This is a genomic window from Streptomyces sp. NPDC057287 (genome assembly GCF_042667905.1).
In the GTDB taxonomy this organism is placed as follows: Bacteria; Actinomycetota; Actinomycetes; order Streptomycetales; family Streptomycetaceae; genus Streptomyces.
On sequence record NZ_JBHUYV010000016.1, the window covers coordinates 176354 to 188090 of the forward strand.

Here is an 11737-nt window from a genome sequence, read left to right on the forward strand (position 1 = left end):
CCCGTGTCCGGGAGACCGCCCCTGCGCGCGCGTGCCGCCGGTGTCAGCGCCCGTCGGCCAGCATGGACTCGACCCTGCCCCGGATGTCGTCCGTGGCCAGGCCCCTGATCGTCAGGGTCGTCCGGCGGCGCAGCACGTCGTCCGCCGTCTCGGCCCACTCGCGGTCGCGCGCGTACGCCACCTGCGCCCAGATCTCCGGGGCGTCGGGGTGGATGCGCTCGGCCAGCGCCGGGTTCTCGTTCGCCAGCCGGGCGATGTCGAAGGAGAGCGAGCCGTAGTGGGTGGCGAGGTGCCGCGCCGTGTCGGCGGACATCCGCGGCCCCGGCGCACCGCCGTCGACCAGCAGCCGGTGCGCCACCGCGTTCGGGTTGGCGATACCGGGGAGCGGCATCTTCCTGGGCAGCCGCGCCATCGGCTCCATGTCCTCGGCGAGGGGGTGCCCGGGCAGCTCGGCCAGCTTGTTCATCACCGTACGGCCGATGTGGCGGAACGTCGTCCACTTGCCGCCCGCGACCGACAGCATCCCGCCGCGTCCTTCGGTCACGACCGTCTCGCGCTTGGCCTTGGCCGTGCCGCCCGGGCCGCCGGGCAGCACCCGCAGCCCCGCGAAGGAGTACGTGATCAGATCGCGGGACAGCTGCTGGTCCCGGACGGAGAAGGCCGCCTCGTCGAGGATCTGCGCCGTGTCCTTCTCGGTGACCGCGACGTCGGCCGGGTCGCCCTCGTACTCCTCGTCGGTCGTGCCGAGCAGCAGCATGTCCTCCCACGGCAGGGCGAACGTGATCCGGTACTTGTCGATCGGGGTCGCCAGCGCCGCCTTCCACGGGCGGGTGCGCTTGAGCACCAGGTGCGCCCCCTTGGACAGACGTATGGAGGGCGCCGCGTTCGGGTCCTCCAGCTTGCGCAGGTGGTCGACCCACGGGCCGGTGGCGTTCAGCACGAGACGGGCGTTCACGCCGAACTCCGTACCGTCCTGACGGTCCTCCAGCTCGGCGCCCGTGACCCTCCCCTTGGTGAACCGCAGTCCGGTGACCGAGGCGTGGTTGAGGACGACGGCGCCCGCGTCGACGGCGGCGCGGACCGTCATCAGCGCCATCCGGGCGTCGTTCATCTGGTCGTCGCCGTAGACCGCGACGGCCTTCAGGTTGTCCGTACGCAGCTCCGGGACGTCGCGCTGCGCCCTGGCCGGGCTGATCACATGGCCGACGCCGTCACCGAACGCGGACAGCGCCGAGTAGGCGAAGACACCGGCGCCGAGCTTGGCGGCGCCGTGCGGGCCGCCCTTGTAGACGGGCAGGTAGAAGGTGAGCGGGTTGGCCAGGTGCGGGGCGACCTGACGCGACACCGCGCGCCGCTCGAAGTGGTTCTCCGCGACCAGCTTCACCGCGCCGGTCTGGAGGTAGCGCAGACCGCCGTGGAGCAGCTTGGAGGAGGCGGAGGAGGTGGCGCCGGCGAAGTCGCCGGCGTCCACCAGGGCCACCCGCAGCCCGGACTGCGCGGCATGCCAGGCGGTGGAGATGCCCAGGATGCCGCCGCCGATCACCAGGAGGTCGTACGTCGCCTTGGAAAGCTGCTCCCGGGTCTCGGCGCGGCTCGGGAGGGAGCCGGAGGCCGGATGCGTCCCGAGGGCGGGGACGCTCTGCAGGGTGGTCATGTCGATTGCTCCTCAGCTCTCGTCGTCGTCGATCCAGCCCATGGTCCGTTCGACGGCCTTGAGCCAGCTCTTGTACTCGCGGTCACGGGTGGCCGCGTCCATACGGGGTGTCCACTCGGCGGCACGGCGCCAGTTGGCGCGCAGTGCGTCGGTGTCCGGCCAGAAGCCGACGGCGAGGCCGGCGGCGTAGGCCGCGCCGAGGCAGGTCGTCTCGGCGACCATGGGGCGCACCACGGGTGCGTCCAGGAAGTCGGAGAGGGTCTGCATCAGCAGGTTGTTGGAGGTCATTCCGCCGTCGACCTTGAGTGCGGTCAGCTCGACGCCGGAGTCCTTGGTCATGGCGTCGCTGATCTCACGGGTCTGCCAGGCGGTCGCCTCGAGGACGGCACGGGCGATGTGCGCCTTCGTCACGTACCGGGTGAGGCCCGCGATGACACCACGGGCGTCGGGGCGCCAGTACGGGGCGAACAGACCGGAGAACGCGGGTACGAAGTAGGCGCCGCCGTTGTCCTCGACGGAGGAGGCCAGCGTCTCGATCTCGGCCGCGGACTTGATCAGGCCCATCTGGTCGCGCATCCACTGCACCAGGGAGCCGGTGACGGCGATGGACCCCTCGAGGGCGTAGACCGGCTTCTGGTCGCCGATCTGGTAGCCGACGGTGGTCAGCAGCCCGTTGTACGAGTTCACGGGGGTGTGGCCGGTGTTGATCAGCATGAAGGTGCCGGTGCCGTACGTGGACTTGGCCTCGCCCTGGGCGAAACACGTCTGTCCGAACAGCGCGGCCTGCTGGTCGCCGAGCGCGGAGGCCACCGGGACCCCGTCGAGCACCCCGCCCTTGGCGGCGCCGTACACCTCGGCCGAGGAGCGGATCTCCGGCAGCAGGGTCGACGGGATGTGCATCGACTGGAGGATCTTCTCGTCCCACTGCATCGTGTGCAGGTTCATCAGGAGGGTGCGCGAGGCGTTGGTGACGTCGGTGACGTGCACGCCGCCCTCGGTGCCACCGGTCAGGTTCCAGATGACCCAGGAGTCCATGGTGCCGAAGAGGATGTCGCCCCGCTCGGCACGCTCCCGCAGGCCCTCGACGTTGTCGAGCAGCCAGCGGACCTTGGGACCGGCGAAGTAGGACGCGAGGGGAAGACCCGTCTCGCGGCGGAAGCGGTCCTGGCCCACGTTGCGGCCGAGCTCCTTGCAGAGCGCGTCGGTGCGGGTGTCCTGCCAGACGAGGGCGTTGTACACCGGCTCACCGGTGTTCCTGTCCCACAGCAGGGTGGTCTCGCGCTGGTTGGTGATGCCGATCGCCTTGACGTCGGCGGAGGTGATGCCCGCCTTGACGATCGCCCCGGCGACGACCTCCTGGACGTTCTCCCAGATCTCCTTGGCGTCGTGCTCGACCCAGCCCGGCTTGGGGAAGATCTGCTCGTGCTCCTTCTGGTCGACCGAGACGATCCGGCCGTCCTTGTCGAAGACGATGCAGCGGCTGGACGTGGTGCCCTGGTCGATGGCCGCGATGAACGGGCCGGTGGTGTGTGCGTCGGTTTCGGTCACGGTTGGCTCCCGGAAGTCTGTGTGGTGTGGAGGGTGCGGCTCACGCGAAGGCGAGGTTGTAGAGCCCGCCGGCCAGCGCGCCCCCGATGAGCGGTCCTACCACCGGTACCCAGGCGTAGCCCCAGTCCGACCCGCCCTTGTTCGGCAGAGGCAGAAGCGCGTGCACGATGCGCGGACCGAGATCGCGCACCGGGTTGATCGCGTAGCCGGTCGGGCCGCCGAGCGACAGACCGATACCGACGACCACCAGGGCGGTGATCAGGGCGCCGAGCGCGCCGAGGCCGTTGCCCTCGTCGTTGAGCCCCTGCGTGAGGATCGCCAGGATCAGCACGAAGGTGGCGATGATCTCCGTGACCACGTTCTGCACCGCGTGCCGGATCTCCGGACCCGTGGTGAAGATGCCGAGCACGGGGCCGGCCTTCGGTGCGGCCGACTGGTCGACCATGCCCTCCTCGGCGGGCAGGTCCTTCAGGACCTCCGGGTCGGTGAGGTGCGCGTGGAACTGTCCGTAGTAGACGGCCCAGACGAGCACGGCACCGATCATCGCGCCGAGCAGTTCGGACGCGAGATACAGGGGAACATCGCTCCACGCGGTGCCCCCCTGGATCGCGAGGCCGATCGTGACCGCCGGATTGAGGTGGGCACCGGACACGCCGGAGGCTATGTAGGCGCCGGTCAGTACGGCGAAGCCCCACCCGAAGGTGATGGCCAGCCAGCCGGCGTTGTGCGCCTTGGAGCGCTTGAGCGTGACGGCGGCACAGACACCGCCGCCGAGCAGGATGAGTATGGCGGTACCGATGGTCTCGCCGATGAAGATGTCGGAGCTGGACACCCGCGACTCCTTTGTCCTTCGTCCAGGGGGGAAGGCGAAACACCGGGTCCCTCCGGTGGATCGCGCCCCGAGGCTGGTACCCCGGAAGAGCGGGGCACGTCACCTGTAGGGCTTGACCGGCCCTCGGCACTGTCACACTCTAACGCGTATTGCCGTTAAGTGTTCGGCAATGCCGACCGGTGAGCGGCAATGTTTCTCCCCGAAGGTGGGTGCGTCAAGGGGTGTGTGACGCGCGACTCGATCGTTACCCGCGTCGCGGGGGTGCATCGGTGATCCGGCGGCGCGCGTGACGGCGGCGCCGACACCGCCACTCGCGGGCGGGGCGTCAGAAGCGCCCGGCGCCCAGATCCCGGGAGACGGCGCGGGCGCAGTCCCGTACGGCGGCGACGAGCTCGGGCCGCAGTTCGCCGCCCGCGCAGACGCGCTCCACGGCGCCCGTCACGGCCACGGCGCCGACCGGCATCCTGCGCCGGTCATGGATGGGGGCGGCCACCGCCGCCACGCCCTCCCAGGTCTCCTCGACGTCGGCCGCCCAGCCCTGCGCCCGGATCAGGTCGAGCAGCGACTCGAACTCCTCCTCGCCCGTGACCGTGCGGGGCGTGAAGGAGCGCCGCTCCACCTCGGTGGCCTCGCTGTGCGCGACCGGGTCGTAAGCGGCCAGCACCTTGCCCAGGGCCGTGGAGTGCAACGGCTGCATGGCGCCGACCTCCAGCACCTGGCGGCTGTCGTCGGGGCGGAAGACGTGGTGGACGATCAGGACGCCGTGCTGGTGCAGCACGCCCAGGTGGACGCTCTCGCCGCTGGAGCGGGCCAGATCGTCGGTCCACACCAGGGCGCGGGCCCGCAGTTCGTGCACGTCGAGGTAGCTGTTGCCCAGGCGCAGCAGCTCCGCGCCGAGCTGGTAGCGGCCGGACGCGGCGTCCTGCTCGACGAAGCCCTCGTGCTGGAGGGTGCGCAGAATGCCGTGCGCGGTACCTTTGGCCAGGCCCAACGACGACGCGATGTCGGACAGGCCGAGCCGGCGCTCGCCGCCCGCCAGTAGGCGCAGCATCGCTGCTGCCCGCTCGAGCGACTGGATGTTCTTCGCCATCGCGCCGTACTCCTCCACCTCGGTTCGACAATGCTGAACACTATCGGTCGATGCCGACCTCTGTCCGGTGGCGCGAAAATTATGCGCCACCCCGCAAGTGGGCCCGTCATTCGCACAGCATGCAGTCCGCCCCGTGGGACGCGATGACCGGCCCGGTCGCCTCCCGGCTACGCTGGCCGCGTGCCCCCCTCCGCAGAAGGGCGCAAAGCCGACAGCCGTCGCATCCCAGGGAGAACATCCATGGCCTCGTTGCCGACCCCCTCAGCTGACAGCCGGACCCGAGCCGCAGCGCTCCGTGAGGCGCTCGCCACCCGGGTGGTGGTGGCCGACGGTGCCATGGGCACCATGCTCCAGGCCCAGGACCCCACCCTCGAGGACTTCGAGAACCTCGAAGGCTGCAACGAGATCCTGAACGTCACCCGCCCCGACATCGTCCGCTCGGTGCACGAGGAGTACTTCGCGGTCGGCGTGGACTGCGTCGAGACGAACACCTTCGGGGCCAACGCCTCCGCCCTGGGCGAGTACGACATCCCCGGCAGGATCCACGAGCTCTCGGAGTCCGGCGCGCGGATCGCCCGCGAGGTGGCCGACCGCTTCACCGAGTCCACCGGGCAGCAGCGCTGGGTGCTCGGCTCCATCGGCCCCGGCACCAAGCTGCCGACACTGGGCCACGCCCCGTACACCGTCCTGCGCGACGGCTTCCAGCAGAACGCCGAGGGCCTGATCGCCGGCGGCGCCGACGCGCTGATCATCGAGACCACGCAGGACCTGCTGCAGACCAAGGCCGCCGTGCTGGGCGCGCGACGAGCCCTGGAGGCGATGGGCAGCGACCTCCTGGTGCTGTGCTCGCTCGCCTTCGAGACGACGGGCACCATGCTGCTCGGCTCCGAGATCGGTGCCGCGCTGACCGCCCTCGAACCGCTCGGTGTCGACATGATCGGGCTGAACTGCTCGACCGGCCCCGCGGAGATGAGCGAGCACCTGCGCTACCTCACGCGGCACTCCCGGATCCCGCTGCTCTGCATGCCGAACGCCGGGCTCCCGGTCCTCACCAAGGACGGGGCCCACTTCCCGCTCGACGCCGAAGGCCTGGCCGACGCCCAGGAGACCTTCGTGCAGGAGTACGGGCTCTCGCTCGTCGGCGGCTGCTGCGGTACGACGCCCGAGCACCTGCGTCAGCTCGTCGAACGCGTCCGCGGCTCCGAGCTCACCCCGCGTGCTCCGCGCCCCGAGCCGGGCGCCGCGTCGCTCTACCAGACCGTGCCGTTCCGCCAGGACACCTCGTACCTCGCGATCGGCGAGCGCACGAACGCCAACGGATCCAAGAAGTTCCGCGAGGCCATGCTCGACGCGCGCTGGGACGACTGCGTGGAGATGGCCCGGGACCAGATCCGCGAGGGCGCGCACATGCTCGACCTCTGCGTCGACTACGTGGGGCGCGACGGGGTCGCCGACATGGAGGAGCTGGCGGGCCGCTTCGCCACGGCCTCCACCCTGCCGATCGTCCTCGACTCCACCGAGCTGCCCGTCCTGCGTGCCGGGCTGGAGAAGCTCGGCGGCCGGGCCGTGCTGAACTCCGTCAACTACGAGGACGGCGACGGCCCCGAGTCCCGCTTCGCCCAGGTCAGCGCCCTGGCCTCCGAGCACGGCGCCGCGCTGATCGCGCTGACCATCGACGAGGAGGGCCAGGCCCGTACCGTCGAGCACAAGGTCGCCATCGCCGAGCGGCTGATCGAGGACCTCACCACCAACTGGGGCATCCACGAGGCGGACATCCTCATCGACTGCCTGACCTTCACCATCTGTACCGGGCAGGAGGAGTCCCGCAAGGACGGGATCGCGACGATCGGCGCCATCCGCGAACTGAAGAAGCGCCACCCCGACGTGCAGACCACGCTGGGCCTGTCCAACATCTCCTTCGGCCTGAACCCGGCCGCCCGCGTCGTGCTGAACTCGGTCTTCCTGGACGAGTGCGTGAAGGCGGGTCTGGACTCCGCGATCGTGCACGCCTCGAAGATCCTTCCGATCGCCCGGCTGGAGGAGGAGCAGGTCAAGGTCGCGCTGGACCTGATCCACGACCGCCGCGAAGAGGGCTACGACCCCCTGCAGCGGCTCATGGAGCTCTTCGAGGGCGTCAACATGAAGTCGATGAAGCAGGGCAAGGCCGAGGAGCTCAAGGCCCTGCCGCTGGACGAGCGGCTCCAGCGCCGCATCATCGACGGCGAGAAGAACGGCCTGGAGGCGGACCTCGACGAGGCCCTGGGGACGCAGCCCGCCCTCGACATCGTCAACAACACCCTGCTCGCGGGCATGAAGGTCGTCGGAGAGCTCTTCGGCTCCGGCCAGATGCAGCTGCCCTTCGTCCTGCAGTCCGCCGAGGTCATGAAGACCGCGGTGGCCTACCTCGAGCCCCACATGGAGAAGACGGACGACGACGGCAAGGGCACGATCGTGCTCGCCACGGTCCGCGGCGACGTCCACGACATCGGCAAGAACCTCGTCGACATCATCCTCTCCAACAACGGCTTCAACGTGGTCAACCTGGGCATCAAGCAGCCCGTCTCCGCGATCCTGGACGCCGCCGAGGAGCACCGCGCCGACGTCATCGGCATGTCCGGTCTCCTGGTGAAGTCCACCGTGATCATGAAGGAGAACCTGCAGGAGCTGAACCAGCGCAAGATGGCGGCCGACTACCCGGTGATCCTCGGCGGCGCCGCCCTCACCCGTGCCTACGTCGAGCAGGACCTGCACGAGATCTACGAGGGCGAGGTCCGCTACGCCCGCGACGCGTTCGAGGGCCTTCGGCTGATGGACGCCCTCATCGCGGTCAAGCGCGGCGTCCCGGGCGCCAGCCTCCCCGAGCTGAAGCAGCGCCGCGTACCCAAGCGGGACACCCCCGCGGTGGAGGCCGCGGAGCCCGAGGAGGGCGTGCGCTCCGACGTCTCGGTCACCAACCCGGTCCCCGAGCCGCCCTTCTGGGGCACCCGGGTCGTCAAGGGCATCCAGCTCAAGGAGTACGCCTCCTGGCTGGACGAGGGCGCCCTCTTCAAGGGGCAGTGGGGCCTGAAGCAGGCCCGTGCCGGTGACGGGCCGACGTACGAGGAGCTCGTGGAGCGGGAGGGCAGGCCCCACCTGCGCGGCTGGCTCGACAAGCTCCACACCGAGAACCTGCTGGAGGCGGCCGTCGTCTACGGCTACTTCCCCTGCGTCTCCAAGGGCGACGACCTCATCCTGCTGCACGAGGACGGCTCGGAGCGCACCCGCTTCACGTTCCCGCGCCAGCGCAGGGGCCGCCGTCTCTGCCTCGCGGACTTCTTCCGCCCCGAGGAGTCGGGGGAGACGGATGTGATCGGCCTCCAGGTTGTCACGGTCGGCTCCAGGATCGGCGGGGCCACCGCCGAGCTCTTCGAGTCGAACTCCTACCGGGACTACCTGGAGCTGCACGGACTGTCCGTGCAGCTGGCCGAGGCGCTCGCCGAGTACTGGCACGCCCGGGTCCGCAGCGAGCTCGGCTTCGCCGGCGAGGACCCGTCCGAGGTCGAGGACATGTTCGCGCTGAAGTACCGCGGGGCCCGCTTCTCCCTGGGTTACGGGGCCTGCCCCGACCTGGAGGACCGGGCGAAGATCGCCGAGCTGCTGGAGCCCGAGCGGATCGGCGTGAAGCTCTCCGAGGAGTTCCAGCTGCACCCCGAGCAGTCCACGGACGCGATCGTCATCCACCACCCCGAGGCGAAGTACTTCAACGCACGGTAGTGATCCGTTCAACGCGCGGTAATGCCCCACTCCGCGCGCCGGACCGCCACGAGTCGTAGACTTGTCGGTCCAGTGCAGGCCGGTCGCCGCTCCCACCGGGAAGGCGACCGGCCTTCTCGTCCCTCATGGAGGTGTGCCGGATGACCAGTACGGTCCCCGCGTCCCTGACCCGTACGGCCGAAGGGTCCGCGCTGCAAGCGGTCCTTCTCGACATGGACGGCACACTGGTCGACACCGAAGGATTCTGGTGGGACGTGGAGGTCGAGGTCTTCGCCGACCTCGGTCACCGGCTCGACGAGGCATGGCGCGACGTGGTCGTCGGCGGGCCGATGACCCGCAGTGCCGGCTATCTCATCGAGGTCACCGGCGCCGACATCGCCATCGAGGAGCTTACGGTGCTGCTCAACGACCGCTTCGAGAAGCGCATCGGACGCGGCGTCCCGCTGATGCCCGGCGCCGCCCGGCTGCTCGCCGAACTCGCCGCGCACGAGGTGCCCACCGCCCTGGTCTCCGCCTCGCACCGGCGCATCATCGACCGCGTCCTGGACTCGGTGGGCCGTCACCACTTCGCGCTCACGGTCGCCGGGGACGAGGTGACCCGCACCAAGCCCCACCCCGAGCCCTACCTCGCGGCCGCGGCGGGCTTCGGGGCGGATCCCTGGCGCTGCGCGGTCATCGAGGACACCGCGACGGGGGTCGCCGCCGCCGAGGCCGCGGGATGCCGCGTCGTCGCCGTGCCGTCCGTCGCTCCCATCGCGCCCGCGCCGGGGAGAGTGGTCGTGCCCTCGCTGGAGCAGGTCGATCTTGCGTTCCTGCGGGGCCTCGTCACGGTTGAGTGACCGCTGATGCACTGAGTGTGTTTCCTGTAAAGCAGGTCCATGTCAATGCGATCGACGCCCCGGGCGTGTGACTTCCGTCACTGGATACGGTCCTCACGTGCGCTCGGGGCCGACACGCATGTCCGTTTCGTAACCCCATACGTCCAGGTTCATGAGGTCCTGTACGAAACATTCTTGAGCGCTACATGGACAACCCGTCATCGGTGATCACCGAGTGGATACGCGTCCGAACCGCACCGGTCAAGCCCTCCTGCGGCGCCTACTAATCTCAGTTTTCTCACATGCCGGACTGAGGGAGAACGTCCAGATGAACCGCAAGACGCTGGTGCTGCCGGCCGTAGTGGGCCTGCTCGCGCCCGTGCTCGCCGCCTGTGGCGGGTCGGACGACGGGGGCGATGCCATCGTGGTCGGGACTACGGACCAGTTCATCGCCTCGAAGGACAACCCGGCGCCGCTCGACCCGGCCATCGGCTACGAGGCGGGCGTGTGGAACGTGCTGCGCCAGACGGTGCAGACCCTGACCCACATACCGAAGGGCGGCGGCGAGCCGGTGCCCGAGGCGGCCGAGAGCTGCGCCTTCACCGACACGGAGAACGAGAGCTACCGCTGCACGCTGCGCGACGGGCTCACCTTCGCCGACGGCACCCCGGTCACCCCGGAGGACGTGAAGTACTCCGTCCAGCGGGTCCTCGACATCAAGGACGAGAGCGGTCCGGTCGGCCTGCTCTCCAACATCGACACGATCGAGACCAAGGGCGAGAACGAGGTCGTCTTCCACCTGCGCACCCCGGACGCGACCTTCCCCTACAAGCTGGCCACGCCGCCCGCCGGCATCATCCAGAAGGACAAGTACCCGGCGAAGTCCGCGCGCGAGGGCTTCCAGGTCGACGGCTCCGGGCCCTACACCATGGAGCCCGAGGTCGAGAACGACCAGGTCGTCAAGGTGGTCTTCACCAAGAACCCGAAGTACAAGGGCGATCTGAAGATCAAGAACGAGAAGGTCGAGCTCGACCTCTTCCCCGACGCGGCGGCGATGGGCAAGGCGCTCGACGACAAGAAGATCGACATGATGACGCGCACCATGTCGCCCGAGCAGTCGCAGCAGATGCTGGAGCAGCCGAAGGAGGGCGTCAAGCTCACCGAGATGCCCGGACTCGCCATCAGCTACCTCGCGTTCAACACCGAGGACCCCCTGGTGAAGGACAAGGCCGTGCGCCAGGCGATGGCGCAGGTCATCGACCGCGGGCCCATCGCGAGCAAGGTGTACGGCAGCACGGCCGAGCCGCTGTACTCGCTGATCCCCTCCGGTATCACCAGCCACACCAACTCCTTCTTCAACAAGTACGGTGAGCCCAGCGTCGCCGGTGCCGCGGCGACCCTGGACAAGGCCGGCATCAGCACCCCGGTGAAGTTCACGCTGCACTACACGACGGACCACTACGGCCCCGCCACCAAGGCGGAGTTCGAGATGCTGGCGAAGCAGCTCAACGACTCGAAGCTCTTCGATGTCGACACCCAGGGCACGCCGTGGGACAAGTTCCGCCCCGCCCAGAAGAAGGGCGAGTACGCGGTCTACGGCATGGGCTGGTTCCCGGACTTCCCGGACGCGGAGACCTACACCGCGCCGTTCCTCGACGAGGACAACTTCCTCAACTCGCCCTACCGGTCGGCCCTCGCCCAGGGGACGCTCATCCCGGAGTCCCGTCGCGAGGCCGACCGCAGCGCGGCGACCCCGACCTTCGAGAGGCTCCAGGACATCGTTGCCACCGACGTCCCCGTGCTCCCGGTCTGGCAGGGCAAGCAGTACGTCGCCTCGCTCGACGGGCTGACCGGTGTGGAATGGGCCGTCAACTCCTCGGCCGACCTCCAGCTCTGGGAGCTGGGCCGCGGCGAGTCCTGACGCGGCACCGCCCGACGCGAACCGGCGCGGTCCGGGGCCACCGGCCCCCGCCCCCGCCCGGGCCCGCGCCGCCCCCCCCCCCCGACGAGGGGCCGGGGCGCCCCAACCCCCCCGCCGAACC

7 protein-coding genes are annotated in these 11737 nt (G+C 69.7%); 3 read left to right on the forward strand and 4 right to left on the reverse strand.

The genetic code is table 11. The annotated features are described in order from the left end of the window. Positions 1–43: 43 nt before the first annotated feature. The 4 genes from ACFUNE_RS28115 to ACFUNE_RS28130 all read right to left on the reverse strand — a co-directional run bounded on the left by ACFUNE_RS28115 (position 44) and on the right by ACFUNE_RS28130 (position 5124). The gene (locus tag ACFUNE_RS28115; protein WP_383573801.1) at positions 44–1654 is read right to left on the reverse strand and encodes an FAD-dependent oxidoreductase; all 1611 of its coding nucleotides are present in this window, start codon (positions 1652–1654) and stop codon (positions 44–46) included. A gap of 12 nt (positions 1655–1666) precedes the next feature. Then, positions 1667–3202 carry a glycerol kinase GlpK gene (gene glpK / locus ACFUNE_RS28120; protein ID WP_383573803.1) on the reverse strand — a complete coding sequence of 512 codons (1536 nt, stop codon included), beginning with the start codon at positions 3200–3202 and terminating at the stop codon, positions 1667–1669. Between the two features lie 40 nt (positions 3203–3242). Next, the gene (locus ACFUNE_RS28125; RefSeq protein ID WP_383573805.1) at positions 3243–4034 is read right to left on the reverse strand and encodes an MIP/aquaporin family protein; all 792 of its coding nucleotides are present in this window, start codon (positions 4032–4034) and stop codon (positions 3243–3245) included. A gap of 325 nt (positions 4035–4359) precedes the next feature. Then, entirely contained in the window at positions 4360–5124 is a 765-nt protein-coding gene (locus ACFUNE_RS28130) for an IclR family transcriptional regulator (RefSeq protein ID WP_383573807.1), read from the reverse strand. A gap of 240 nt (positions 5125–5364) precedes the next feature. Between ACFUNE_RS28130 and metH the strand changes: the two genes are divergently transcribed. The 3 genes from metH (at position 5365) to ACFUNE_RS28145 (ending at position 11616) form a co-directional block, all read left to right on the forward strand. Beyond that, positions 5365–8877, forward strand: coding sequence for a methionine synthase (gene metH, locus ACFUNE_RS28135; protein ID WP_383573809.1), 3513 nt, complete (start codon positions 5365–5367; stop codon positions 8875–8877). Positions 8878–9017: 140 nt separating this feature from the next. Next, positions 9018–9716, forward strand: a complete 699-nt coding sequence (locus tag ACFUNE_RS28140) for an HAD family hydrolase (protein WP_383573811.1) — start codon at positions 9018–9020, stop codon at positions 9714–9716. Between the two features lie 307 nt (positions 9717–10023). Next, positions 10024–11616, forward strand: a complete 1593-nt coding sequence (locus tag ACFUNE_RS28145; RefSeq protein WP_383573813.1) for an ABC transporter substrate-binding protein — start codon at positions 10024–10026, stop codon at positions 11614–11616. Positions 11617–11737: the final 121 nt, after the last annotated feature.

What these genes read in the sequence shown, in the direction of transcription:
- ACFUNE_RS28115 (WP_383573801.1), bottom strand. Translation starts at nt 1,654, where the DNA reads ATGACCACCCTGCAGAGCGTCCCCGCCCTCGGGACGCATCCGGCCTCC.
- ACFUNE_RS28130 (WP_383573807.1), bottom strand. Translation starts at nt 5,124, where the DNA reads ATGGCGAAGAACATCCAGTCGCTCGAGCGGGCAGCAGCGATGCTGCGC.
- metH (WP_383573809.1), top strand. Translation starts at nt 5,365, where the DNA reads ATGGCCTCGTTGCCGACCCCCTCAGCTGACAGCCGGACCCGAGCCGCA.
- ACFUNE_RS28140 (WP_383573811.1), top strand. Translation starts at nt 9,018, where the DNA reads ATGACCAGTACGGTCCCCGCGTCCCTGACCCGTACGGCCGAAGGGTCC.
- ACFUNE_RS28145 (WP_383573813.1), top strand. Translation starts at nt 10,024, where the DNA reads ATGAACCGCAAGACGCTGGTGCTGCCGGCCGTAGTGGGCCTGCTCGCG.